Annotated in this window: 20 protein-coding genes and 1 pseudogene; 1 reads left to right on the forward strand and 20 read right to left on the reverse strand. The window is 73.6% G+C overall.

Going from position 1 to position 25,057, the window contains the following annotated elements; translation table 11 throughout:
• Positions 1 to 92: 92 nt before the first annotated feature.
• Entirely contained in the window at positions 93 to 335 is a 243-nt protein-coding gene (locus tag CCE01nite_RS21935; protein WP_246056273.1) for a carbohydrate-binding module family 20 domain-containing protein, read from the reverse strand.
• Positions 336 to 519: 184 nt separating this feature from the next.
• Positions 520 to 1,566, reverse strand: a pseudogene (locus CCE01nite_RS21940) (alpha amylase C-terminal domain-containing protein); the annotation flags it as partial.
• A 611-nt stretch (positions 1,567 to 2,177) separates the two neighbouring features.
• On the opposite strand from CCE01nite_RS21940, the gene rarD reads away from it, so the two are divergent.
• On the forward strand, positions 2,178 to 3,248 hold the full coding sequence (gene rarD, locus CCE01nite_RS01575; protein ID WP_246056267.1) for an EamA family transporter RarD: 1,071 nt from the start codon (positions 2,178 to 2,180) through the stop codon (positions 3,246 to 3,248).
• 132 nt (positions 3,249 to 3,380) lie between these two features.
• On the opposite strand, the gene CCE01nite_RS01580 is transcribed toward rarD, so the two are convergent.
• The 18 genes from CCE01nite_RS01580 to CCE01nite_RS01665 all read right to left on the reverse strand — a co-directional run bounded on the left by CCE01nite_RS01580 (position 3,381) and on the right by CCE01nite_RS01665 (position 24,949).
• A complete protein-coding gene (locus tag CCE01nite_RS01580) occupies positions 3,381 to 4,121 on the reverse strand; it encodes a PP2C family protein-serine/threonine phosphatase (RefSeq protein ID WP_141371878.1) in 741 nt (246 codons plus the stop codon).
• The gene (locus CCE01nite_RS01585; RefSeq protein ID WP_141371879.1) at positions 4,118 to 5,740 is read right to left on the reverse strand and encodes an RDD family protein; all 1,623 of its coding nucleotides are present in this window, start codon (positions 5,738 to 5,740) and stop codon (positions 4,118 to 4,120) included. Before CCE01nite_RS01585 ends, CCE01nite_RS01580 begins: the two co-directional genes overlap by 4 nt.
• Positions 5,741 to 5,804: 64 nt before the next feature.
• On the reverse strand, positions 5,805 to 6,812 hold the full coding sequence (locus CCE01nite_RS01590) for a polyprenyl synthetase family protein (protein ID WP_034634554.1): 1,008 nt from the start codon (positions 6,810 to 6,812) through the stop codon (positions 5,805 to 5,807).
• Positions 6,813 to 6,859: 47 nt separating this feature from the next.
• Positions 6,860 to 8,629 (reverse strand): NADH-quinone oxidoreductase subunit NuoN, encoded by a 1,770-nt coding sequence (gene nuoN / locus CCE01nite_RS01595; protein ID WP_034634555.1) that lies wholly within the window; start codon positions 8,627 to 8,629, stop codon positions 6,860 to 6,862.
• Positions 8,626 to 10,170 (reverse strand): NADH-quinone oxidoreductase subunit M, encoded by a 1,545-nt coding sequence (locus CCE01nite_RS01600; RefSeq protein ID WP_141371880.1) that lies wholly within the window; start codon positions 10,168 to 10,170, stop codon positions 8,626 to 8,628. Before CCE01nite_RS01600 ends, nuoN begins: the two co-directional genes overlap by 4 nt.
• A gap of 15 nt (positions 10,171 to 10,185) precedes the next feature.
• Positions 10,186 to 12,090 (reverse strand): NADH-quinone oxidoreductase subunit L, encoded by a 1,905-nt coding sequence (nuoL, locus tag CCE01nite_RS01605; protein WP_034634563.1) that lies wholly within the window; start codon positions 12,088 to 12,090, stop codon positions 10,186 to 10,188.
• A 103-nt stretch (positions 12,091 to 12,193) separates the two neighbouring features.
• Positions 12,194 to 12,493 carry an NADH-quinone oxidoreductase subunit NuoK gene (gene nuoK / locus CCE01nite_RS01610; RefSeq protein ID WP_034634562.1) on the reverse strand — a complete coding sequence of 100 codons (300 nt, stop codon included), beginning with the start codon at positions 12,491 to 12,493 and terminating at the stop codon, positions 12,194 to 12,196.
• Positions 12,490 to 13,398 (reverse strand): NADH-quinone oxidoreductase subunit J, encoded by a 909-nt coding sequence (locus CCE01nite_RS01615; RefSeq protein ID WP_084142944.1) that lies wholly within the window; start codon positions 13,396 to 13,398, stop codon positions 12,490 to 12,492. The genes nuoK and CCE01nite_RS01615 overlap by 4 nt, the downstream gene beginning before the upstream one ends.
• A complete protein-coding gene (gene nuoI, locus CCE01nite_RS01620) occupies positions 13,395 to 14,177 on the reverse strand; it encodes an NADH-quinone oxidoreductase subunit NuoI (RefSeq protein ID WP_084142945.1) in 783 nt (260 codons plus the stop codon). Before nuoI ends, CCE01nite_RS01615 begins: the two co-directional genes overlap by 4 nt.
• On the reverse strand, positions 14,170 to 15,555 hold the full coding sequence (nuoH, locus tag CCE01nite_RS01625; protein WP_084142946.1) for an NADH-quinone oxidoreductase subunit NuoH: 1,386 nt from the start codon (positions 15,553 to 15,555) through the stop codon (positions 14,170 to 14,172). The genes nuoI and nuoH overlap by 8 nt, the downstream gene beginning before the upstream one ends.
• A complete protein-coding gene (locus tag CCE01nite_RS01630) occupies positions 15,552 to 18,215 on the reverse strand; it encodes an NADH-quinone oxidoreductase subunit G (RefSeq protein WP_141371881.1) in 2,664 nt (887 codons plus the stop codon). Before CCE01nite_RS01630 ends, nuoH begins: the two co-directional genes overlap by 4 nt.
• Complete coding sequence (gene nuoF / locus CCE01nite_RS01635) at positions 18,212 to 19,558, reverse strand: NADH-quinone oxidoreductase subunit NuoF (RefSeq protein ID WP_141371882.1); 1,347 nt, start codon at positions 19,556 to 19,558, stop codon at positions 18,212 to 18,214. Before nuoF ends, CCE01nite_RS01630 begins: the two co-directional genes overlap by 4 nt.
• Positions 19,558 to 20,568, reverse strand: coding sequence for an NADH-quinone oxidoreductase subunit NuoE (nuoE, locus tag CCE01nite_RS01640; RefSeq protein ID WP_141371883.1), 1,011 nt, complete (start codon positions 20,566 to 20,568; stop codon positions 19,558 to 19,560). The genes nuoF and nuoE overlap by 1 nt, the downstream gene beginning before the upstream one ends.
• Entirely contained in the window at positions 20,568 to 21,926 is a 1,359-nt protein-coding gene (locus CCE01nite_RS01645) for an NADH-quinone oxidoreductase subunit D (RefSeq protein WP_141371884.1), read from the reverse strand. Before CCE01nite_RS01645 ends, nuoE begins: the two co-directional genes overlap by 1 nt.
• Positions 21,926 to 22,687, reverse strand: a complete 762-nt coding sequence (locus tag CCE01nite_RS01650; protein WP_141371885.1) for an NADH-quinone oxidoreductase subunit C — start codon at positions 22,685 to 22,687, stop codon at positions 21,926 to 21,928. Before CCE01nite_RS01650 ends, CCE01nite_RS01645 begins: the two co-directional genes overlap by 1 nt.
• On the reverse strand, positions 22,684 to 23,235 hold the full coding sequence (locus CCE01nite_RS01655) for a NuoB/complex I 20 kDa subunit family protein (RefSeq protein WP_141371886.1): 552 nt from the start codon (positions 23,233 to 23,235) through the stop codon (positions 22,684 to 22,686). The genes CCE01nite_RS01650 and CCE01nite_RS01655 overlap by 4 nt, the downstream gene beginning before the upstream one ends.
• Before the next feature lie 12 nt (positions 23,236 to 23,247).
• Complete coding sequence (locus tag CCE01nite_RS01660; protein ID WP_141371887.1) at positions 23,248 to 23,610, reverse strand: NADH-quinone oxidoreductase subunit A; 363 nt, start codon at positions 23,608 to 23,610, stop codon at positions 23,248 to 23,250.
• Positions 23,611 to 23,656: 46 nt separating this feature from the next.
• The gene (locus CCE01nite_RS01665) at positions 23,657 to 24,949 is read right to left on the reverse strand and encodes a geranylgeranyl reductase family protein (protein ID WP_141371888.1); all 1,293 of its coding nucleotides are present in this window, start codon (positions 24,947 to 24,949) and stop codon (positions 23,657 to 23,659) included.
• Positions 24,950 to 25,057 lie beyond the last annotated feature (108 nt).

Here is a 25,057-nt window from a genome sequence, read left to right on the forward strand (position 1 = left end):
TCACCCGGCGGACGCGCGGCGGCTGGAAGGGGGTGGCGCCGTACACCTCCACGCGCCCGGCGCCACCCCCGGTCAGGGGTGTCGCGCTCGGCTCAGCCGCGCCACGTGTCGGTCAGCGTCAGCACGCCGCTCGCGGGCACGGTCGCGGTGCGGTTCGTGCCGCTCTCCCACGTGACGGTGCCCGACGCGTCCTTGCGGACGTACTTGTACGCGACGCTCACGCCCGCCGGGAGCGCCACCGTCGAGCGCCACACCGGGTAGGTGGCCGACGAGAGCGCCACGGCGCGCGCCGGGTCCCAGGCACCGAGCTCGGCGCGGTCGCCGACGACGAACAGGTTCTGCCCCCCACTGGGTGCTCGCCTGCACGCCGAACGAGATCCCGGCCGTCGCGCTCGTCGGGCTCGGCGTCGGGCTCGCCGTGGGCGTCGGCGTCGTGCCGGTCCCCCCGGCCCGCGCGCCCACGTGCAGGGCGACGGACCCGTTGCCGGGCACCGTGAAGGTCGCCTGGCCGGTCGACCCGACGGTGACGAGCGTCCCCGTGCAGCCCGAGGACGTGGGGGTGCCGCTGATCACGTCGCAGTACCGGCCCGCGGGCAGCGAGGTCTGGAAGGTGCGGGTCAGCGCGCCGCCCTTGTTGAGCGCGACGTAGCCCTTGTCGCCGCGCCCGTACGCGACCTGGTTGCCGCCGTTGTCCCACCACTGCACGAGGTCGGTGCCGTCGACGGCGTTGCGGAAGCCGGTCATGCGGGCGGTCTCGGCCCAGCGGTGCGCGCACGTCCACGTGCCCTGCCCGCACACGGCCTCGTCGACCTTGCCGTTCGCCTGCTGCGGCGGGCCCTGGTCGTTGCTGCCGAACGCGTAGCCCGAGTACACCGTGGGCCAGCCGTACGGGTAGGACAGCGCGAAGACGTGGGCGAGGCGGTAGTCGGACCCGTTTTTGTAGGTCAGCGTCTCGCCGTTGCGCTCGGTGTCGTGGTTGTCGACGAAGACCCCGGCCCGGTCCGAGGGCAGGAGCCACGACGCGGAGCGCAGGTCGCGGAGCTGGGCGAGGTTGCCTCCCTGGACGGCCCCCTTGAGGTGCCGGGCGTAGCTGAACTCGTGCGAGTCGCCCGAGCCGAGGTACTCGCGCGGTTGGACGGGCTCGCCCGCGGCGCCGATGACCTCGTGCACGACGTAGACGCTCTGGTCCGACAGCTTGGCGCGGATGGCCTCGAGGTCGGCTGCCGGGATGTGCTTCGCGGCGTCGACCCGGAAGCCGCGGACGCCGAGAGAGATCAGGTCGTTGAGGTAGCTCGCGATCTCCTGGCGCACGTACTCCGAGCCCGTGCGCAGGTCCTGCAGGTTGACGAGCCGGCAGTTCTGCACCTGGTACCGGTCGCCATAGTTGCTGATGTTCGTCCGACAGTCGTTGAAGTCCTGCGGGCCGTAGCCGCCCTCGGGGCCGGGGTACTGCTCGGTGGAGAAGCGCGTGCCGGCCCACCCCGTGCCGCCCGACTGGCCGCTCATGTGGTTGACGACGACGTCCGCGATGACCTGGACCCCGGCGTCGCGGCAGGTCGCGACCATCGCGGCGTACTCGGCACGCGTCCCGAGCTTGGACTCGATCCTGTAGCTGACCGGCTGGTAGGACGTCCACCACTGACCGGCCACCTGCGCGTGCTCGTTGGGCGGCGAGGTCTGGACCCAGCCGTAGCCGGCGGGGCCGAGCACGTCGGTGCACTCGCGCGCGATCGACGTCCAGGTCCACTGGAACAGGTTCACGCCGGTGCTGCGCTGCCCGGGCGGGCCGGCCTGCGCGGCGGGTGCGGTCGCGACGTCGGCCGCGGTGACCAGGCCGCCGAGCGAGAGCGCGGCGGCGAGCGCGAGGGCGGCGACGCGCGGCAGCCGACGGCGCGCGCGGGGCAAGGTGGGGCGGGATCGGGACACGGGTCGTGCTCCTCAGGTCGGCCGACGACGTCGTCGGGCATCCGGCCGCCGCGGCGCTGCGGTGGCCTCGCCGGCACGAAGCCGGCAGGTGGAGGAGGTGTCCCAGGACGGGTCCGGGGCGCGGAGCGGCTCGTCGTCGTGGCGCTCCGGAGCCTGCAAAGACCCGGAAACACCCGTTGCAACTTGCTGCAATCGGACAGTAGGCGACGCCGATGAGGTCGTCAACCGCTCGGGCGGCTTACCGTCGGGCGGTGACCACCGCGAACCCCCGGCCCGACGCGCCCGCGTCCCCCACCGAGCCCGCCCCCGGCCCCGCCCCGGCGCTCGACCGGCGCGGGCTCGTCGGCGGCATCGGCGCCTACACGCTCTGGGGGCTCCTCCCCCTGTACTTCCCGCTCATGGCGCCCGCCGGGGCCGTCGAGATCATCGCCCACCGCATCGTCTGGTCCCTCGCGTTCTGCGCGCTCCTGCTCGCGGTGACCCGCGGCTGGCGCCCCTTCCTGACCGTCCTGCGCAGCGGGCGCACGCTCGCCCTGCTCACCGCCGCGGCGCTCCTGCTCGCCGTCAACTGGCTCGTGTTCGTCTACGGCATCCTCACCGACCACGTCGTCGACGCCGCCCTCGGGTACTACATCAACCCGATCGTCGTCGTCACGCTCGCCGTCCTCGTGCTGCACGAGCGCCTCCGCCCCGCGCAGTGGGTCGCGCTCGGCTTCGGCGCGGCCGCCGTCGTCGTCATCGCGGTCGGCTACGGGCGGGTGCCGTGGATCGCGCTCACGCTCGCGAGCAGCTTCGGCGCGTACGGGCTGCTCAAGAACCGCGTCGGACGCACCGTGACCGCGATCCCCGGGCTCGCCGCCGAGACGCTCGTGCTCACGCCGCTCGCGGTCGGCTACCTCGTGTGGCTGCACGCCGCCGGGCTCGGCGCGTTCGGCGCGCACGGCACCGCGCACACGCTCGCGCTCGTCGGCTCGGGCATCGTCACGGCCGTCCCGCTCGTCCTGTTCAACACCGCCGCCCGCCGGCTGCCGCTGTCGCTCGTCGGGCTGCTGCAGTACATCGCGCCGACCCTGCAGCTCGTCATCGGGGTCGCCGTCCTGCACGAGCACATGCCCGCCGCGCGGTGGTGGGGCTTCGGGCTCGTCTGGGTCGCGCTCGTGCTCCTCGCGGTCGACGGCGCGCGGCAGGGGCACGTCGACCGGCTCGCGCGCAGGGCCGCGACCGCGGACGCGGCGGAGCGTGCCGGTGGCGGTGCCGGCGCGGGCTCGCCGGCCGGGGCTGCCGGCGACCGCGTGGGCCGGCCCGACGACGCGACCACCTGACCCGGGCACGGTCGGAGCGGCCGCGCTGCAGCCGACCGGCGGCCGCGCCCCGAGCCGCCCGTGCCCGTCCGGCGGCCGCGCCCGAGCCGCCCGCGCCCGTCCGACGCCCGTGCCCCGAGAGCCTCACGCCCGTCAGTCGGGGAGCGCCTCGACCACCAGCACCGTGATGTTGTCGTGCCCGCCGGCGACGAGCGCCGCCGCGAGCAGCCGGTCCGCGGCGTCCTGCGGGCCCGTCGCGTGCCGCAGGATCTCGGCGATGCGCGCGTCCGGCACCTCGTCGGTCAGGCCGTCCGTGCACACGACGACCTCGTCGCCCGCCGCGAGCGGCAGCGCGAAGAAGTCGGGGTCCGGCGCATCCTCGCGCCCGCCGCCGAGCACCCGGGTCACGACGTGACGACGCGGGTGCGTGCGTGCGTCCTCCGGCGTGATGATGCCGCGCGCGACGAGCTCCTCGACCTCCGAGTGGTCGACGCTCACGCGCTCGAGCGCGCCGTCCGCCCACCGGTACGTGCGGGAGTCGCCGAGGTTGACGACGAGCCAGGTCCGCCCGCGCGCCGAGTCGACCACGACGACCCCCGAGAACGTCGTCCCCGGGGGCGCCCCGGTCTCGACCGGGATCTGCCGGATCCTCGACTGCGCGTCGGCGAGCGCCGCCCGCACGTCGTCGGGCGTCACGGTGTCCGGGCCGACGAGCGCGCGCAGGGCGTCGACCGCGCACGCGCTCGCGACCTCGCCGGCCGCGTGCCCGCCCATGCCGTCCGCGACGGCGAACACCGGGTACTGCGCGAGGTGGCTGTCCTCGTTGGTCTCGCGGCGCGACCCCCGGTCGGTGGCGGTCCCCCAGCGGACGCCGTGCGACTCCCCCGCGGTCACGCGTCGAGCACCTGGAAGCGCCGGTCGCCGAACTCGACGACCGCACCGACCGGGACGCCGGTCCGCACCCCGGCCGTGAGCCGCTCGCGCGTCCCGTCGGCGTGCACGAGGACCGACCCGTTCGTCGAGCGCCGGTCGAGGACCCACAGGCCCTCGTGGTCGGTGCCGAACTCGAGGTGCGTCTTCGACACCGACCGCGCGGGGTCGTCGATGGGGACGACGTGCGAGACGACGCCGCTGTCGGCCGTCGAGGGGTTGCGCCCGACGACGCCGCGTCCCACGACCGCGAACGCCTCGCCGGTGTCGAACACGAGCCGGATCCCCCGGGGCGCCCCGGGGCCGGGAGCCGCGGTGAGCTCAGCTGCGGTGGGGTCGGTCGGGGTGGGGTCGGTCGGGGTGGGGTCGGTCGGGGTGGGCTCGGCCGCGGTGGGCTCGGTCGCGAGCGGCGCGCCGGCGGGCTCCGCCTCGGCGGGCGGCGCGGCCTTGCGCAGGCGCCGGGTCGGCGCGGTGGGCGCGTGCGGGTCGAGGGGCGCGTCGGCCGTGGCCGGCGGAGCGGCAGCGGCGGCCCACGACGGGGCCGCGGTGATGACGTCGGACGGAGCGGGCGCCGGGGTGGCGGCGGCCGGCGTCGACCATGTCGGGACGTCGATCGTCGAGACGGGCTCGGGCGCGACGGCTGAGGCCGGTCCGCGAGCGGCTGCGGGCTCCGGGTTCCGCGCGGGCGCGGCTCCGTCCGCCTGCGCGGCTGCGTCCGCCGGCATGGCTGGGGCGGGCCGGGCGGCACGGCGGAGCGACCCGCCCGACGGCGACGCGTCCTGGTGGCGGGCGGAGGCGGGGTCACGGGCGTCCTCGGTGCCGCCGGTGGACGGCGCGTCGCCGGCGTACCCCGCGTCGCCCGCGGCGCGCCCGTCCTCGGGCCGCGTCACGCCGGGGACGCTGGTGGCGACCGGGTCCGCCCCGGCCGACGCACCGGCCCGCGCCGCACGCATGAGCGAGTCCGCACCGCCCGACCCGGGGGCGCGCCGCAGCGCCGCCGCCGACGACGTCGGCACCGCCGGCGCGGTCTCGGCCGCCCGGCGGCCCGGCTCGGAGCGCGGCGCGCGGGCGGCGGTCGACCCCGCCCCGGCGCGCACCACGACGGTGCGCGCGACCTTGTCGTGCCAGCCCTGCAGCCGCCCGGCGGAGTCCCACGCCCCCGAGGCGCCGACGACGAACTGCCCGACGCCGCACACGAAGAAGCCCACGCCGAGCACGACGTTGCGGACGAAGATGCGCACGAGGCCCACCCTGAGGCCGGTGTCGGCGTCGACGGTGCGGACGCCGAGCGCGAGGCCGCCGAGGGTGCGCCCGGTGAACGCCTCCGCGACCCACTGCAGGACGCCGACGACGGCGAGCACCGCGAGCGGCAGCGCGAGGATCGCCCCGACCTCGGGCGCGACCTCGTCGCCCGGGGAGCTGCGGACCGCGTCGAGCGCGAGGCCGTACCCGAGCGAGCTCGCACCCGCGGCGAGCAGCAGCGCGACGAGCTGGTCGACCAGCAGGGCCAGGACGCGGCGGCCGGTCCCCGCGAGCGACTCCGTCGCCGGGGGCTGGGCGCGCACGCGCGGGACCGTGCTCATCGTGCTCTCCTTCGGGGTGATCGGCCGGCGGGTCGGCGGGGGCGTGAGCGCACGTGCACGGCGCTCAGGAGGCCCGGTCCACCAGCGCGTCCGCGAACGAGACGAGCGCGTCCTTCGCGGCACCTGCCGGGAGGGGCTCGAGCTCGACGACGGCCGCGCGTGCGAGGTTCGCCGCCCGCTGCCGGGTCAGCCCCACGACGTCGTGCGCGCGCAGGGCCGCGACGGCCTCGGCGAGGGTCGCGTCGCTCGTGAGGTCGCCGTCGAGCAGCGCGACGAGCGCGCGGTCCTCGTCGGTGCCCTCGGGCGAGGCGGCGCGCTGGCGCAGGAGCAGCGCGGGCATCGTCGGGACGCGCTCGCGCAGGTCGGTCCCGGGGGTCTTGCCGCTGACCGCGCCGTCGGAGGTCAGGTCCAGGACGTCGTCGGCGAGCTGGAACGCGACGCCGACCTTCTCGCCGTAGGCCGTGACGGTCCGCACGACGCTCGGGCGGCAGCCGGCGAACATCGCGCCGAACCGCGCCGAGGTGGCGATGAGCGAGCCGGTCTTGTCGGACAGCACCTGCAGGTAGTGCGCGACGGGGTCCTCCCCCGCGGCGGGCCCGACCGTCTCGTGGAGCTGGCCGAGGCACAGCCGCTCGAAGGTGGCCGCCTGGATCCGCACGGCCTCGGGGCCGAGCCCCGCGACGGTCGCGGACGCGCGCGCGAACAGCAGGTCGCCCGTGAGGATCGCGACGGAGTTGCCCCACACCTCGTGGGCCGACGGCGCCCCGCGACGCAGCGGCGCCGAGTCCATGACGTCGTCGTGGTACAGCGTCGCGAGGTGCGTGAGCTCGACGACGATCGCCGCATCGAGGACCTCGCGCCGCGACCCGTCGCCGAGCTCCGACGCGAGCAGCGTGAGGAGCGGACGGGTCCGCTTCCCGCCGGCGTTGACGAGGTGCCGCGACGCCACGTCGGCGAGCGCGTCCGCGTGGGTCACGGCGTCCCGTAGGCGCTCCTCGACGAGCGCGAGGCGCCCCGAGAGCAGCTCGGCCAGCTCGGGGTCGGCCAGCGGGAGGGAGGTCGAGGAGGTCACGGGACGAACCTAGCCGCCGCAGGCGCGTGATCGAGAACCGCGCGCCGTCACGGGAGGAGCCTCGCGGCGTCGGCGACCACGTCGAGCACCGGCCCGGGGACGACCCCGAGGACGAGGGTCAGGACCGCGCAGATCGCGACGGCGACCGTCGTGAGGCCCTCGGAGGCCACGACCGTGGTGGTGGTGCGCGCCGCCTCGAGCGTCGCGGCCACAGCCCCGCCGGTGCTCGCGCCGGCCGTGGCCGGTTCACCCGCACCCGTCGCTGCCGACGCCGCCGGAACCTGCGCGGTCGACCCACCGGACGCCGCCTCAGCACCCCGGAGACCGTCCCGATCGCGCGCGTCGGTCGCCGGGCTCGTGAAGAACATCAGCACGATGACCCGGACGTAGAAGAACGCCGCCGCGGCCGAGGCCAGCACGCCGACGACGGCGAGCGCGGTCGCGCCGCCCCCGACGGCCGCCGAGAACACCGCGAACTTCCCGGTGAAGCCCGCGGTGAGCGGGATGCCGGCGAACGAGAGCAGGAACAGCGTGAACGTGCCCGCGAGCAGCGGGTTCGTCCGGCCGAGGCCGGCCCACTGGGACAGGTGCGTGGCCTCGCCGAGCACCGAGCCGCCGGCGGCGTCCGCGCCGTCCATCCCGTCCCCCGCGACGCCCGCCGCGCCGGACCGCTCCCGCACGAGCGTCACGATCGCGAACGCCCCGATGGTCGCCGCGCCGTAGGCCAGCAGGTAGAACAGCACGGACGCGAGCCCGTCCTGCGTGAGCGCGATGATCCCGGTGAGCACGAAGCCCGCGTGCGCGATCGACGAGTACGCGAGCATGCGCTTCACGTCGGTCTGCAGCAGCGCCGCGACCGTCCCGACGACCATCGTGAGGATCGCGACCGTCCAGAGCGCCGGCGCGAGGTCCCACTGCAGGTCGGGCAGCACGACGTAGACGATCCGCACGAGCGCGCCGAACGCGGCGACCTTGGTGCACGCCGCCATGAACGCGGTGATCGGCGTCGGGGCACCCTGGTAGACGTCGGGCGTCCACGCGTGGAACGGCACGGCGCCGACCTTGAACAGCAGCCCGACGAGCACCATGACGGCGCCGGTCAGCAGCAGCCCGTCGAGCCCGACGGTCGTGGCCGTCGCCGCGGCGATCTCCTGGTAGCGCACCGAGCCGGCGAACCCGTAGAGCAGCGCGATCCCGAACAGCATCACGGCCGACGCGAACGAGCCGAGCAGGAAGTACTTCATCGCGGCCTCCTGGCTCAGGAGGCGGCGGCGGCGCGCGAGCCCGCACAGCAGGTACAGCGGGAGCGAGAGGACCTCGAGCGCGACGAAGAGGGTCAGCAGGTCGCCCGTCGCGGGGAAGATCAGCATGCCGCCGGTCGCGAACAGCACGAGCGGGTAGACCTCGGTCTGCGTGAGGCCCATGCGGCGCGCGGTGTCCTCGTAGTCGGACCCGGGGATCGCGGCGGCCTGCGGCGTGAACGCATCCTCACCGGTCTCGGTGCGGTCCGCGATGACGAGGATCGACAGCAGCGCGAACAGCGCGGTCGCGCCCTGCAGCACGAGCGTGGGGCCGTCCACGAGGAGCGAGCCGCCGAGCACGTCGACGCCGCCGCTCTCCTGGACGCCGTTCCACAGCGCGGCCACGCCGACGAGCGCGCCGGCCGTCGCGGCGAGCGCGAGCCCGAGCTGGACCGGGCGGCGCAGGCGCTGCGGGGCGAAGGCCTCGACGAGCACGCCGACGACGGCGGCGCCGAGCACCACGATCACCGGCGCGAGCTGCGCCCACTGGATGTCCGGCGCGGTGAAGGTGGTCACTTGTCGTTCCCCTCGTCCGTCGCGACCGCCGTGGTCGTGGTGGGCAGGTCACCGGCGCCGACCTGGTCGACGGTCGTCACCGCGGGCTCGCGCACGAGGTCGAGCGCGGGCGCCGGGTAGAAGCCGAGCACGAGCATGAGCCCGATCAGCGGCGCGACGACCCACCGCTCCCGGCCGCTCAGGTCGGGCGCGGTCGCGAGCTCATCGCGCACCGGTCCGGTGAAGACCCGCTGGTACGTCAGCAGGACGTAGAGCGCCGCGAGGACCACGGCGACGACCGAGACGAGCGCCGCCGCCTCGTTGCGCGCGAACGTCCCGACGAGCACGAGGAACTCGCTGACGAACGTCGACAGGCCGGGCAGCGACAGCGCCGAGAGGCCGACCACGAGGAACGTCCCGGCGAGCACCGGGGTGACCTTCTGCAGCCCGCCGAAGTCGGCGATCTGCTGCGAGCCGCGGCGCGCGACGAGGAACCCGGCGAGCAGGAACAGCGCCCCGGTCGAGAGCCCGTGGTTGACCATGTAGAACGACGAGCCGGAGACGGCGGTCGAGGTGAACGCGAAGATCCCGAGCACGATGAACCCGAAGTGCGAGACCGACGTGTACGCGATGAGGCGCATGAGGTCCTTCTGCCCGATGGCGAGCAGCGCCCCGTAGAGGATCGAGACGACCGCTAGCACGATCACGACCGGCGCGGCCCAGCGCGAGGCGTTCGGGAACAGCGGCAGGCACAGCGTGAGCATGCCGAACGTGCCGACCTTGTCGAGCACCCCGACGAGCAGCGTCGACGTCCCGGCGGGCGCCTGCTCGGCCGCGTCGGGCAGCCACGTGTGCACCGGGAACATGGGCGCCTTGATCGCGAAGGCCAGGAAGAACGCGACGAACAGCCAGCGCTCGGTCGTCACCGGCAGGTCCAGCCCCGTGAGGTTGTCGACGAGGAACCCGTCCGCACCGCCCGGGCCCTGCAGGTACAGCGCGATGACGCCGACGAGCATGATCAGGCCGCCCGCGAGCGAGAACAGCAGGAACTTCACCGCGGCGTACCGCCGGTGGGCCCCGCCGAACGCGCCGATCATGAAGTAGACCGGGATCAGCATCGCCTCGAACAGCACGTAGAACAGGAAGACGTCGCGCGCGGCGAACACCGCGACCATGAACGTCTCGAGCACGAGGACGAGCGCGAGGTAGTGCCGCAGCCGGCCGGTGTCACCGCCCTGCTCGCGCCACGCCGCCAGGACCACGAGCGGGACGAGGAGCACCGAGAGCAGCACGAGCGAGAGCCCGACGCCGTCGACCCCGACGGCGTAGCTCACCCCGAACGCCGGGATCCACGACTGGACCTCGGTGAGCTGGTGCGTGGCCGAGTCGGCGGTGTCGAACGCGAGGAGCGCGCCGACGCCCAGCAGCAGCTCGGCGAGCGCGAACCCGAGCGCCACGAGCCGCACGTGCGTGCGGGCGGAGGAGGGCAGGGCCCACACGACCGCGGCGCCGACGAGCGGCAGCACGATCAGGGCGGTCAGCCAGGGGAATCCGGATGCCATCGGTGGTGCTCTCCCTCAGATCCGGGGTGCCAGGACGGCGACGACGAGGACGACGAGACCGAGCGCCATCGTCGCGGCGTACGTACGGGCGAAGCCCGTCTGCAGCCGGCGGACGACGTCGCCGAGACCGATGGTCAGGCGCCCGAGGCCCGAGAACGCGCCGTCGACGACCTGGCGGTCCCCGAAGACGAGCGAGCGGGTCAGGTGCTGGCCGGGCTCGACGAGGACGGCGTGGTTGACGGCGTCCTGGTACAGGTCGACGCGCGCGGCGCGGGTCAGCGGGGAGCCGACGGGCGCGACGACGGGCACGGTCGACGCGGCGTACTGCCGCCACGCGAGCACGACCCCGGCGACCACGACGAGGAGCGTCAGCACGATGAGCAGCCACGGGGGCAGGACGGGCTCCTCGTGCTCGACGTGGCCGGTCACCGGCTCGAGCCAGGACGCGAAGCCGCCGCCGATCGACAGGAGCCCGCCGAGCGCGACCGAGCCGACCGCGAGCACGACCATCGGCACCGTCATGAGCTTGGGCGCCTCGTGCGGGTGCTGCGCGGAGCCGTCGGTGCGCGCGGTCCAGCGGCGCTCGCCCTCGAACGTCAGGAAGAACAGCCGCGACATGTAGAACGCGGTGATCCCCGCGCCGAGCAGCGCGACGACGCCGAAGACCCACGCCCGCCACGGCGCCCCGTCGACCGGGACGAACGCGGCCTCGATGATCTTGTCCTTGCTCCAGAAGCCGGAGAACGGCGGGATGCCCAGGATCGCGAGCCAGCCGGCCATGAACGTGATCCACGTGATCTTCATGTACCGCGCGAGCCCGCCGAACCGGCGCATGTCGACCTGGTCGTCCATGCCGTGCATGACCGAGCCCGCACCGAGGAACATCCCGGCCTTGAAGAAGCCGTGCGTCACGAGGTGGAAGATCGCGAACGCGTACCCGACGGGGCCGAGCCCGGCGGCGAGCACCATGTAGCCGATCTGCGACATCGTCGAGGCCGCGAGGGCCTTCTTGATGTCGTCCTTCGCGCAGCCGACGATCGCGCCGTAGAGCAGCGTGATCGCGCCGATCACGGCGACGACGAGCTGGGCGTCGGGCGCACCGTCGAACACCGGCGCCGAGCGCACGATGAGGTAGACGCCCGCGGTCACCATGGTCGCGGCGTGGATGAGCGCGGACACCGGCGTGGGGCCGGCCATCGCGTCGCCGAGCCACGACTGCAGCGGGAACTGCGCCGACTTGCCGCACGCGGCGAGCAGCAGCATGAGCCCGATCGCGGTGAGCGTCCCCGTGCTCGCGTCCGCGGCGCCCTCGTGCACGGTCGCGAAGTCGACGCCGCCGAACGTCGCGAACATGAGCATGAGCGCGACGAGCAGGCCGATGTCACCGACGCGGTTGGCGACGAACGCCTTCTTCGCGGCGACCGCGTACGGCGTGCGGTGGTTCCAGAAGCCGATGAGCAGGTACGACGCGAGGCCGACGCCCTCCCAGCCGACGAACAGCAGGAGGTAGCTGTCGGCGAGCACGAGCACGAGCATCGCGGCGACGAACAGGTTGAGGTACGCGAAGAACCGGCGGCGGTCCGCGTCGTGCTCCATGTACGCGACCGAGTACACGTGGATGAGCGTGCCGACGAACGTCACGAGCAGCACGAAGGTCAGCGACAGCGGGTCGAGCCGCAGCCCCGCGTCGAGGCTGAACGCGCCCGCGGGCAGCCAGGTGAACAGGTGCAGGTCGCGCACGCGGTCCTCGGCGCCCTGGCCGAGCAGCGACACGAGCAGCCCGGCGCCGACGACGAACGCACCGCCCGACGCGGCGACGCCGAGCCAGTGGCCCCACCGGTCGGCGCGGCGGCCGAGCAGCAGCAGGACCGCGGCGCTCACGAGCGGCAGCGCGACCAGCAGCCACGCGCTGGTCTGCAGCGTGCCCTCGGCGGCGGTGGCGTGCGGGACGGCCCCGTGCGCCGCGTCGGCGGCGTCACGCAGGCGCGCGGGGGCGAGGAGCAGGGTGTGCACCGTCGTCCTCTCAGCTCTTCAGCAGGTTGACGTCGTCGACCGAGGCCGACCGGCGGGTACGGAAGATCGCCACGATGATCGCGAGCCCGACGACGACCTCGGCCGCCGCGACGACCATGACGAAGAACGCCATCACCTGGCCGGTCAGGTCGCCGTGGATCCGCGCGAACGTCACGAGCGCGAGGTTCGTCGCGTTGAGCATGAGCTCGATGCCCATGAACACGATGATCGCGTTGCGGCGCAGCAGGACCGTCGAGGCCCCGATCGCGAAGAGGATCGACGAGAGGACCAGGTAGTTGGTCAGGCTCACAGGGCTGTCTCCGTCCCGCGGTCGGTCGTGATCGGCGTCGCGGGGCCGGACGTCATCCCCGGACCGGCCGCGGCGGGCAGCGGCCGGTCGCGACGCGCGCCACCGCCGGAGCCGTCCTCCACGAGCGTGCCCGGGCTCGCCGCGAACCGCTCCGTGCCGGCCTCCTGGCCGCGGATGCGCAGCACGCGCGGCACCGAGATGTCGATCGGGTTGCCCTGGGGGTCGAGCGCGGGGACGTCCATCGCGTTGTGGCGCGCGTAGACGCCGGGCGCGGGCAGCGGCGTGATGACGCCACCCGCGGCGACGCGCGCGTCGGCCCGCTCCTTCTGGCCGATCTTGCGCACGAGGCGCTGGCGGTGCGTGAGCACGAGGGCGCCGAGCGCGGCGGTCACGAGCGGCGCGCCCACGACCTCGAACGCGAACACGTACTCGCCGAAGACAAGGCGCGCGACGCCGACGGGGTTCGTGTCGGCGTTCGCCGCCTCGAGCCCGCGCGCCCGCGGGTAGGTCACGCGCGTGACGACGCCGATCAGCATCGCGGCGATCCCGGCGCCCGCGATCAGGCCGATCCAGCGCTGGCCGCGGATCGTCTCGACGAGCGAGTCCGACGCGTCGACGCCCACGAGCATGAGCACGAACAGGAACAGCATCATGACCGCGCCGGTGTACACGACGACCTGGACGACGCCGAGGAACGGCGCCTCCTGCGCGACGTACAGGAACGCGAGCGAGATCATCACCGCGACGACCGCCATCGCGGCGTGCACGGCCTTGCGGGCGAACAGCAGCCCGAGCGCGGCGAGGACCATGATCGGCGCGAGGACCCAGAACAGGGTCGCCTCGCCGCCCGAGGTCGTGCCGGCGTCGGTGATCGCGGCGGGCAGCACCGCCGTGAGGTGGCTCATCGGGTCTCCTGCCCGGCCGTGCGCATGAGCGGCTCGTGGGGGCCGTGGCCCGCGGTCGGGTGGGCGTGCGTGCCGTCGGCCCCGCCGGCCGCCGGGGCGTCGCCCTCGCTCGGCCGGTGCAGCTCGACCCAGACCTTCTGCGACTGCGTCGGGCCCGTGATCTCGCCGCGGTAGTACGCGTCGTCGGTCGTGCCCTCGACCATCGGGTGCGGCGCCGGGAGCATACCCTCGCCGAGCGGGGCGAGCAGGTCCTGCTTCTCGTAGATCAGGCCCTCGCGCGTCGGGCCCGCGAGCTCGTACTCGTTGGTCATCGTGAGCGCCCGCGTCGGGCACGCCTCGATGCACAGCCCGCAGAAGATGCAGCGCAGGTAGTTGATCTGGTAGACGCGGCCGTACCGCTCCCCCGGCGAGAACTGCGCGTCGGGCGCGTTGTCGGCGCCCTCGACGTAGATCGCGTCGGCGGGGCAGGCCCACGCGCACAGCTCGCAGCCGATGCACTTCTCGAGGCCGTCCGCGTACCGGTTGAGCTGGTGACGGCCGTGGTAGCGCGGCTTGGCCGGGACCTTCTCGAACGGGTACTGCTCGGTGACCGTCGGGCGGAACATGTTGGAGAACGTCACGCCGAAGCCGCCGACGGGCGCGAGCATCTCGCCGAGGCCCGTCCGGGGCTCGATCAGCGGGGTGTAGCCCGCGGGCGCTGCGGCGCCCACCTCGCCGCCCTGCGGGCGGGCCGTGACGTCCTTCGACGTGTCCTTGGGGCCGTTCGTGGGGTCAGCCACCGTGCACCTCCTGGGTGACCTGCGGGGTCTCGGTCGGGGCCTGGGCCGCGGCCTCGCGGGCCGCCTGCGCGCGGCGCTCCTGGCGCCGCGAGGGCGGGAGCACCTGGCCGGGCAGCGGGGGCACCGGGAAGCCGCCCGCGAACGCGTCGAACTCCTCGGGCTCGCCGCGGTCGGCCGCCGGCTCGTCCTTCTTCTCGGGGATGAGGAACGAGACCAGCACCCCGGCGAGCACGACGCCCGCGATGACGAAGAGCGTCGTGCGCAGGTCGAGGCCGGAGAACTGGCGGACGCCCTGCACGACGGCGACGCACACGACCCAGCCGAGCGCGACCGGGATGAGCACCTTCCAGCCGATCTTCATGAACTGGTCGTACCGGAAGCGCAGCACCGAGCCGCGGATCCAGACGAACAGGAACATGAACAGCCAGACCTTGGCGAGGAACCACAGGACGGGCCACCAGCCCTCGTTGAACATCCCGTCGTTGATCGCGGAGATCGGCCACGGCGCACGCCAGCCGCCGAGGAACAGCGTCGTCGCGACCGCGGAGACGTTGAGCATGTTGATGTACTCCGCGAGGAAGAACCACGCGAACTTCATCGACGAGTACTCGGTCATGTAGCCGGACACGAGCTCGCCCTCGGCCTCGGGCAGGTCGAACGGCAGGCGGTTCGTCTCGCCGACCATCGAGATCACGTAGATCACGAACGCGGGCAGCAGCGGCAGGAACCACCAGATCTGCGTCTGCGAGCTGACGATCTGCGACGTCGACATCGACCCCGCGATGATGAACACGCTGACCAGCGACAGGCCCATCGCGAGCTCGTAGGAGATCACCTGCGCGGTCGAGCGGACCGAGCCGAGCAGCGGGTACGTGGAACCCGACGCCCAGCCGCCGAGCACGATGCCGTACACGCCGACGGAGGCGCACGCGAGGATGTAGAGCGTCGCGACCGGGAAGTCGGTGAGCTGGAGCGGCGTCACGATGCCGAACAGGCTCACGGCCGGGCCGAACGGGATGACCGCGAACGTCAGCAGCGAGCAGAACACCGCGATCATCGGCGCGAGGATGTAGACGAGCTTGTCGGCCGCCTTGACGGTGATGTCCTCCTTGACCAGGAGCTTCATCGCGTCGGCGAGCGACTGGAGCAGGCCGAAGGGGCCGTGCACGTTCGGCCCGGGGCGGACCTGCATGCGCGCGACGACCTTGCGCTCGAACCAGATGGCGATGAGGACGCTCGTCAGCAGGAAGACGATGATCGCGACGGCCTTGAGCAGCCAGATCCAGAAGTTGTCGTTGCTGAAGTCCGCGGCGGCCGTGGCCCCCACGCCCCCGCCGCCCTCGACGGCGGCGGGCAGCACCGCTGTGAGCAGGCTCATGCGAGCACCTCCGTGTGCGTCGTCGCGGTGCGGTCACCGGGCACCGAGCCGCCCGCCGGGCCCGCCGTCAGGTCCTGCGAGCCCGGGGCGAGCCGGACGCGCGCGCCGGGGCCCGCGCGCAGGGTGTCACGCACGAGGCTCCCGGGCGAGGCGGTCGGCAGCCAGACCACGTGGTCGGGCATCTCGGTGACGAGCACGGGGAGCTGGATCGTGCCCGCGTCGGTCGAGACAGCGAGCAGCCCGCCGTCGACGACCCCGGCGCCCGCGGCCGTCGCCGCGGAGACCCGTGCGGCCGGGCGCTTCGCGGTGCCCGCGAGGAACGCCTCGCCGTCCTGCAGCCGGCCGGCGTCGAGCAGCTGGTGCCACGTCGCGAGGATCGCGTCACCGGGCGCGACCGACGGCGGCTCCGCGGCCTCGACCGACGGCGCCTCGACGCGCGCGCCGTCCCAGGCGCCGAGCTGGTCGATCTCGGCGTGCACCTGCGCGAGCGTGCGCAGCCCGAGGTCCGCGCCGAGCGCGTCGGCGAGCTGGTCGAGCACGCGGTGGTCGGCCATCGCGGTCGACGCCAGCGCCTGCGGGAACGGGCGCGGGCGCCCCTCCCAGGTGAGGAACGTGCCGGCCTTCTCGACGGGCGGCGCGACCGGCAGCACGACGTCGGCGAGCTCGGTGACCTCGGAGCGGCGCACCTCGAGCGAGACGAGGAACGGCACCGCGGCGAGCGCGGCCCGCGCCTTCGCGGGGTCCGGCAGGTCGCGCACGTCGACCCCGCCGACGACGAGGGCGCCGAGGCGGCCCTTGCGCGCGGCCTTGAGGATCTTCGCGGTCGAGCGGCCCGGGGTCTGCGGCAGGTGGTCGACGCCCCACACGGCGGCGACGTCCACGCGGGCCGCCGCGTCGGCGACCGGGCGTCCGCCCGGCAGGAGGCTCGGCAGCGCGCCGGCCTCGACGCCGCCACGCTCGCCCGCACGGCGCGGGACCCACGCGAGGCGGGCACCGGTGCGGCGCGCGAGGCGCAGCGCGGCGGACAGGCCGCCCTGCACGAGGCCCAGCCGCTCGCCGACGAGGATGACCGCACCGGGCGCGACGAGCGCCTCGGCGAGGTCCCGCAGGCGCACGTCGCCGGCGTCGGTGCCGACCGCGTCGAGCACCTCGGCCTCGGTCCCGGGGGCCGCGGCGAGCAGCGTGCCGTCGAGCCGCTCGAGCCCGCGGCTCGCGAGCGGGGCGATCGCGGAGACCTTCGTGGTGCCCGCGACGACGCCCTTGCGCAGGCGCAGGAACGTGATGCCCGCCTCCTCCTCGGCCTCGAGGCCGACGAGCAGCACGCTCGGCGCCCCCTCGAGGTCCGCGAAGGTCACGGACATGCCCTGCCCGGCGACGGCCGAGGCGAGGAACGCCTCCTCCTCCGGGGAGTGCGGGCGGGCGCGCAGGTCGACGTCGTTGGTGCCGAGCGTGACGCGGGCGAACTTCGCGTAGGCGTAGGCGTCCTCGATCGTGACGCGGCCGCCCGGGAGCACCCCGACGCCGCGCGGGGCGTCGGTCGTGGCCGATCCCGCGAGCGCCGCCTGCAGGCCCGCCGCCGCGACGTCGAGCGCCTCGGCCCAGCTCGCGGACCGCAGCTCGCCGGTCTCCTCGTCGCGCACGAGCGGGGTCGTCAGGCGGTCCGGCGCGGACTGCCACGTGAACGCGAAGCGGTCCTTGTCGGTGATCCACTCCTCGTTGACCGCGGGGTCCTCGCCCGCGAGGCGGCGCAGCACGACGCCGCGGCGGTGGTCGACGCGGATCGCCGAGCCGCACGAGTCGTGCTCGGAGATCCCCGGGGTCGACACGAGGTCGAACGGGCGCGAGCGGAACCGGTACGTCGCGCTCGTGAGCGCCCCGACCGGGCAGATCTGGATCGTGTTGCCCGAGAAGTACGAGGCGAACGGCCGGCCCGACTCGTCCTCGAGCGCGGTCCCCACCGGGCCGTCGCCGACGAAGCCGAGCACGCCGGTGTCGAAGCGCCCGATCTGCTGCATCGCGCCGCGCTTCTGCAGGTCGATGAACGCGTCGCCCGCGATCTCCTTGGAGAACCGGGTGCAGCGCTGGCACAGGATGCAGCGCTCGCGGTCGAGCAGGACCTGCGTCGAGATCGCGATGGGCTTGGGGAACGTGCGCTTGATGTCGACGAAGCGCGACGTGGCGCGCCCGTTGCTCATCGCCTGGTTCTGCAGCGGGCACTCGCCGCCCTTGTCGCACACCGGGCAGTCGAGCGGGTGGTTGATGAGCAGGAGCTCCATCACGCCGTGCTGCGCCTTGTCGGCCTCGGCCGAGGTGAGCTGCGTCTTGACCTGCATGCCGGGCGTGGCCTCGAGCGTGCACGACGCCTGGGGCTTGGGCATCTTCGCGAGCGCGCCGTCGCGCCCGGGGGCCCAGACCTCGACGAGGCACTGGCGGCACGCGCCGGCCGGGGCCAGCAGCGGGTGGTCGCAGAACCGCGGGATCTGGATGCCGATCTGCTCGGCGGCGCGGATCACGAGCGTGCCCTTGGGGACCGCGACCTCGACGTCGTCGATCGTGAAGGTCACCGCGTCGGGACCCTTCGGCGCCTGGGCGTCGTTGCCCGGCGACGACGGCCCGGCGCTCGGCGAACCGGGCGTGGGCTTGCCTGTCGTGATGGTCATGCGTGGACCCCCGCGAGCTGCCCCGCGCCGCGGCGCGGGGTGTAGGTGAACAGCGCGCTGCGCTCGAGCGGGAAGAGGACGTCGGCGGGCGTGTGCGTGCCCGCCTCGAACTCCTCCCGGAAGTACTGGATGGCCGACGTGATGGGGCTCGTCGCGCCGTCGCCGAGCGCGCAGAACGAGCGCCCGAGGATGTTGTCGCACAGGTCGAGCAGCAGGTCGATGTCCTCGCTCGTGCCCTGGCCGGCCTCGAGGCGCTGGAGCACCTGCGCGAGCCAGAACGTGCCCTCGCGGCACGGCGTGCACTTGCCGCACGACTCGTGCTTGTAGAACTCGGTCCACCGCGTCACGGCCCGGACCACCGACGTCGTCTCGTCGAAGATCTGCAGCGCGCGCGTGCCGAGCATCGACCCGGCCTTCTGGACCGACTCGTAGTCGAGCGGGATGTCGAGGTGCTCCGCGGTGAAGATCGGGGTCGACGAGCCGCCGGGCGTCCAGAACTTGAGCTGGTGACCCTCGCGGACCCCGCCCGCCATGTCCAGGAGCTCGCGCAGCGTGATGCCGAGCGGCGCCTCGTACTGCCCGGGCCGGGTCACGTGCCCCGACAGCGAGAACAGCCCGTGCCCCGCCGACTTCTCGGTGCCCATGCTCGTGAACCAGCCGGCGCCGCCGCGCAGGATCCCGGGGACCGACGCGATCGTCTCGACGTTGTTCACGACCGTCGGGCGGGCGTAGAGGCCCGCGACGGCGGGGAACGGCGGCTTGAGACGCGGCTGGCCGCGCAGGCCCTCGAGCGAGTCGAGCAGCGCCGTCTCCTCGCCGCAGATGTACGCGCCGGCGCCGGCGTGCACCGTCACGTCGAGGTCGTAGCCCGAGCCGAGCACGTCCTTGCCGAGGTAGCCCGCGGCGTACGCCTCCTCGACCGCGCGCAGCAGGCGGCGGTACACGTGCAGCACCTCGCCGCGCACGTAGATGAACGCGTGGTTGCAGCCGATCGCGTACGACGTGATCGCGACGCCCTCGATGAGGTGCTGCGGGCTCGCCATCATGAGCGGGATGTCCTTGCAGGTCCCCGGCTCGGACTCGTCGGCGTTGACGACGAGGTAGCGCGGACCGCCGTCGGGCGGGGGCAGGAAGCCCCACTTCATGCCCGACGGGAACCCGGCGCCGCCGCGCCCGCGCAGGCCCGAGTCCTTGACGGTCGCCACGACCGTCGCGGGGTCCTGCCGCAGGGCGGCGCGCAGGCCCTGGTAGCCCCCGTGCGCGAGGTAGGTCTGGAGGGTCCACGAGCGGTCCGCGTCCCAGATGTCGCTCAGGACCGGCGCGAGGGTGGTCGGCTCGCTCATCAGGACTCCTTGGCCTGCTCGGACTGCTGCTTCTTGTCCTGCGCGGCCGTGGAGGAGTCCGCCGGACCCTCCGGGCTGCGCTGCGCGCTCGACTGCTCGGCGCCGACCTCGGGCGTGCCCGCGGCCTTCGCGGCCTCGGGCGCCGTGCGCGTGGCCGGTGCGCCCGCGGCGGTGCGGGTGCGCGGCGTGGTGCCCGCCGGGCGCTTCGCGCGCGGCTTCGGCTCGGGCTCGGTCGTGCCGGGCGTCGCCTCGGGCTGCATGCCGGCGGTCTCGTCGGTGCCCGCGCCGCCCTCGCCGGGGAACGCGGGTGCCGTCCAGCCGTGCTCCCGGGCGAGGCGCGTGCCGCGCACGGTCGCCTCCCCCGCACCGACGCCCTCGTCGGCCCGGCCGTCCGGGAAGCCCGCGAGCACGCGGGACATCGCCTTGAACGAGCACACGCTCGACGCGCCGCGGGTCGGGGCCACCGGCTCGCCGGCGCGCAGGCGGTCGACGGTCTCGACCGCGCTCGCCGGCGTCTGGTTGTCGAAGAACTCCCAGTTGACCATCACGACCGGGGCGTAGTCGCACGCCGCGTTGCACTCGATGCGCTCGAGCGTGACCTTGCCGTCCGGCGTCGTCTCGTCGTGCCCGACCTCGAGGTGCTCGGAGAGCTCCTGCCAGATCGCGTCGCCGCCCATGACGGCGCAGAGCGTGTTGGTGCAGACCCCGACCGTGTACTCGCCGTTGGGCCGGCGCTTGTACTGCGAGTAGAACGTCGCGACCGCGGAGACCTCGGCGGTCGTCAGGCTGAGCATCTGGCCGCAGAACGCGATGCCCGCGGGCGAGACGTAGCCGTCCTCGCTCTGCACGAGGTGCAGCATCGGCAGCAGCGCCGAGCGGGCCTGCGGGTACCGGGCGATGATCTGCTCGGCGTCCGCGGCGAGGCGCGCGAACGTCGCCTCGTCGTACGCGGCGTGCCGGTGCGGCGCACGGGCGCTCACGTCGGCGTGCGTGCTGTTCTCGACGGACATCAGCGGTCCACCCCTCCCAGGACGGGGTCGAGCGAGGCCACCGCGACGACGACGTCGGCGACCTGGCCGCCCTCGCACATGAGCGAGACGGCCTGCAGGTTGGTGAACGAGGGGTCCCGGAAGTGCGCGCGGTACGGCTTGGTGCCGCCGTCCGAGACCAGGTGGACGCCGAGCTCCCCGCGGGGCTGCTCGACCGTCTGGAAGACCTGCCCGGCCGGGACCCGGAAGCCCTCGGTCACGAGCTTGAAGTGGTGGATCAGGGCCTCCATCGAGGTGCCCATGATCTCCCGGATGTGGTCGAGCGAGTTGCCCATGCCGTCCGAGCCGATCGCGAGCTGTGCGGGCCAGGCGACCTTCTTGTCGGCGACCATGACCGGCCCCGGGCCGATGGCCTGGAGGCGGTCGAGCGTCTGCTCGACGATCCGCATCGACTGGTAGCACTCCTCCATGCGCAGGATCACGCGCGACCAGGAGTCGGCTTCGGTCGAGGTCGGGACCTCGAAGTCGTAGGTCTCGTAGCCGCAGTACGGGTTTGCCTTGCGCACGTCGTACGGCAGGCCCGCGGAGCGGAGCACCGGGCCCGTGACGCCGAGCGCCATGCAGCCCGCGAGGTTGAGGTACCCGACGCCCTTGAGGCGCGCCTGCAGGATCGGGTTGGCCAGCATGAGGTCCTCGAGCTGGCGGAAGTAGTGCCGCATCGTCACGAGCGACTCGCGGATCGTGTCGAGCGCCCCCGGCGGGATGTCCTGCGCGACGCCGCCCGGGCGGATGTACGCGTGGTTCATCCGCAGGCCCGTGATGAGCTCGAAGATCTTGAGGATCTCCTCGCGCGCCGTGAAGCCGACCGTCATGATCGTCGTCGCGCCGAGCTCGTTGCCGCCGGTCGCGAGGCACACGAGGTGCGACGAGATCCGGTTGAGCTCCATCATCAGGACCCGGATCACGGTCGCCCGCTCGGGGACGTCGTCGGTGATGCCGAGCAGCTTCTCGACGGCCAGGCAGTACGCGGCCTCCTGGAACAGCGGGGCCACGTAGTCCATGCGCGTGCAGAACGTGGGGCCCTGCGACCAGGTGCGGAACTCCATGTTCTTCTCGATGCCGGTGTGCAGGTAGCCGATGCCGGCCCGCGCCTCGGTGATCGTCTCGCCGTCGATCTCGAGCATGAGCCGGAGCACGCCGTGGGTCGACGGGTGCTGGGGACCCATGTTGACGACGATGCGCTCCTCGCCGAGGCGCGCGGCCTCCTCGGCGATGTCGGACCAGTCGCCGCCGTTCGCCTCGAACGACGGGATGCCCGTCGTGTCGTCGTCGACGACGTTGCCCGTGGCGCGGGGCTGGGAAGGGGTGTGGGTGGACATCAGCTGTACGACCTCCGCTGGTCCGGGGGCGGAACGCTCGCGCCCTTGTACTCGACCGGGATCCCGCCGAGGGGGTAGTCCTTGCGCTGCGGGTGGCCGGGCCAGTCGTCCGGCATCTCGATGCGCGCGAGCGCGGGGTGACCGTCGAAGACGATCCCGAAGAAGTCCCACGTCTCGCGCTCGTGCCAGTCGTGCGTCGGGTAGACCGACACCGTCGACGGGACATGCGGGTCGGCGTCGGCCACCGCGACCTCGAGGCGGATCCGGCGGCTGTGGGTGATCGACACGAGGTGGTAGACCGCGTGCAGCTCGCGGCCCGTCTCGTGCGGGTAGTGCACGCCCGAGACCCCGAGGCTCAGCTCGAAGCGCAGGTCCTGGTCGTCCCGGAGCGCCCGGGCGACCTCGGGCAGGTGCTCGCGCGCGACGTGCAGCGTGAGCTCGTCCCGGTCCACGACCACGTACTCGACGGCGTTCGCGAAGCCGGTGCCGGACTCGTCGAGGATCTCGGCGAGGACGTCGACGACCTCGTCGAACCAGCCGCCGTACGGCCGCTCGCTCGGTCCGGGCAGCGCGACGGGCAGCACGAGGCCGCCGAAGCCGGACGTGTCGCCCGTGCCCTGGACGCCGAACATGCCCTGGCGGACGTCGACGACCTCGAGCGTCGCGCGGTCGGGCGGCAGCGGGTGCTGGGCGACCTTCTCGATCGCGTCGCCGAGCTTGCCCGGGTCGCCGGCGGTGCCGGCGGGCGTCGCGTCGCTCATGCCAGCAGCCCCTTCATGTGCGACGTCGGCGTCGCCTCGAGCGCGGCGGCCTCGGCGGCGGCCGCGGCCTCGCGGCGGTTCACGCCGAGCGGCGCGGCCTGGATCTGGTCGTGCAGCGCGAGGATCGCGTTGATCAGCATCTCCGGGCGCGGCGGGCAGCCGGGCAGGTAGATGTCGACCGGCACGACGTGGTCGACGCCCTGGACGATCGCGTAGTTGTTGAACATCCCGCCCGACGACGCGCACACGCCCATCGACAGGACCCACTTGGGCTCGGGCATCTGGTCGTAGACCTGACGCACGACGGGCGCCATCTTCTGGCTCACGCGGCCCGCGACGATCATGAGGTCGGCCTGGCGCGGCGACGCGCGGAAGACCTCCATGCCGAAGCGGGAGATGTCGTACCGCGGGGTCCCGGTCGCCATCATCTCGATCGCGCAGCACGCGAGACCGAACGTGACGGGCCAGAGCGACCCCTTGCGGAAGTACCCGACGAGGTTCTCGACCGTCGTCAGCAGGAATCCGGACGGTGCCTCTTCGATGCCCATGTCAGCTCACCCTCAGTCCCACTCGAACCCGCCGCGGCGCCACTCGTACACGAACGGCACCGTGATCAGGACGAGGAATCCCATCATCGCGACGAGCCCGAAGGTCGCGAGCTCCGTGAAGTTGACCGCCCAGGGGTAGAGGAACACCACCTCGATGTCGAAGATGATGAACGTCATGGCCACCAGGTAGTACTTGATCGGGAACCGTCCGCCGCCGATCGCGTGCGGGGTCGGCTCGATGCCGCACTCGTAGGCCTCGAGCTTGGCGCGGTTGTAGCGCTTGGGGCCGAGGATCACGCTGGCCCCGACTCCGCCGAGCGCGAGCACGGCGGCGATGCCCATCATCACGAGCAGCGGCGCGTACGGGTTGTTCATCGGTGTGCCCTCCCGGTGGGCGGCATCGTCGTGGTGGAGGTGGTGGTCATGCGGCCGGCGCCAGTCGCGTGAGGCCCGAGATGACGCGGTCGACCATGTCGCCGCCGCGCGGCTCGTAGCAGTCCGCGAGGAGCTTGAGCGTGAACCGCATGAGCAGCGGGCGCGGGAGCCCGTAGCGCGTGCAGATCCGCATGATCTGCGGGTTCTCGATGAGCCGGACGAAGACGCGGCCGAGCGTGTAGTACCCGCCGAGCTCGTCCTTCATGCGGGTCTGGTACGTCGCGAGCGCGCGCTCCCGGCCCGCGGCCGACCCCCGCGCGGCGGCCTGCACCGCGGCGTCGGCGGCGATCCGCCCGGCCTGGATCCCGTACGCGATGCCCTCGCCGTTGTACGGGCTGACCATCCCGGCCGAGTCGCCGACGAGCATGAGCCCGTTGCCGTAGAGCGGCCCGCGGTTGAAGCCCATGGGCAGCGCCGCGCCGCGCACGGGCGCGAGCTGGTTCTCGGGCGTGAACTCCCACTCCTCCGGGGCGTTCGCCATCCACTTCGCGAACAGGTCCTTGTAGTCGACCTTCGTCGCGGCGGCCGTCGAGGCGACGCTGCCGAGGCCCACGTTCGCGGTGCCGTCGCCGAGCGAGAAGATCCAGCCGTAGCCCGGCATGAGGTTCGAGCGCCCCGGGGCGCCGTCCCACAGCTCGAGGTGGCTCTCCATCCACGGGTCGTCGTGGCGCGGGGTGCGGAAGTACGTGCGGACCGCGACGCCCATCGGGCGGTCCATGCGCTTCTCGAGGCCGAGCGACGTCGCGAGCCGGGCGGCGACGCCGTCGGCGGCGATGACGACGGGCGCGCGGTAGGTGACCTCGTCGCCCGCGCGGCGGCCCGCGTCGTCGACCGGGCGCGCGGTCACGCCGACGACGCGACCCGTGCGCTCGTCGAGCACCGGGCCCGTGACGTTGGTGCGCTCGAGCAGCTTGGCGCCGGCGGCGCGCGCGTGGTCGGCGAGCAGGTGGTCGAGGCTCATGCGGCTGCGCGCCAGGCCGTAGGACGGGTAGCTCGACAGCTCGGGCCACGGGAGCTCGAGGCGGTGCCCGCCGCCGACGACGCGCAGGCCCACGTTGCGGATCCAGCCCTGGTCCTCGCGCAGGGAGACCCCCATCGCGGCGAGCTCGGCGACCGCGCGCGGGGTCAGCCCGTCGCCGCAGATCTTGTCCCGCGGGAAGGCGGCCTTCTCGAGCAGGAGGACCGACAGACCCGCGGACGCGCAGTAGTACGCGGCGCTGGACCCGGCGGGTCCAGCACCCACGACGATGACGTCAGCGTCATCGTGCACTGCGTTCATGACGGTCTCGCCTCACTTGTGAAGACGTTCACACACGACTTCCAGCGAGTGTAACCGCGGTCACAGGGGCTGTCTTGGAAGGGTTGCCTCACCTCCCGCCGCACACCT

The organism is Cellulomonas cellasea (genome assembly GCF_006538745.1).
In the GTDB taxonomy this organism is placed as follows: Bacteria; Actinomycetota; Actinomycetes; order Actinomycetales; family Cellulomonadaceae; genus Cellulomonas_A; species Cellulomonas_A cellasea.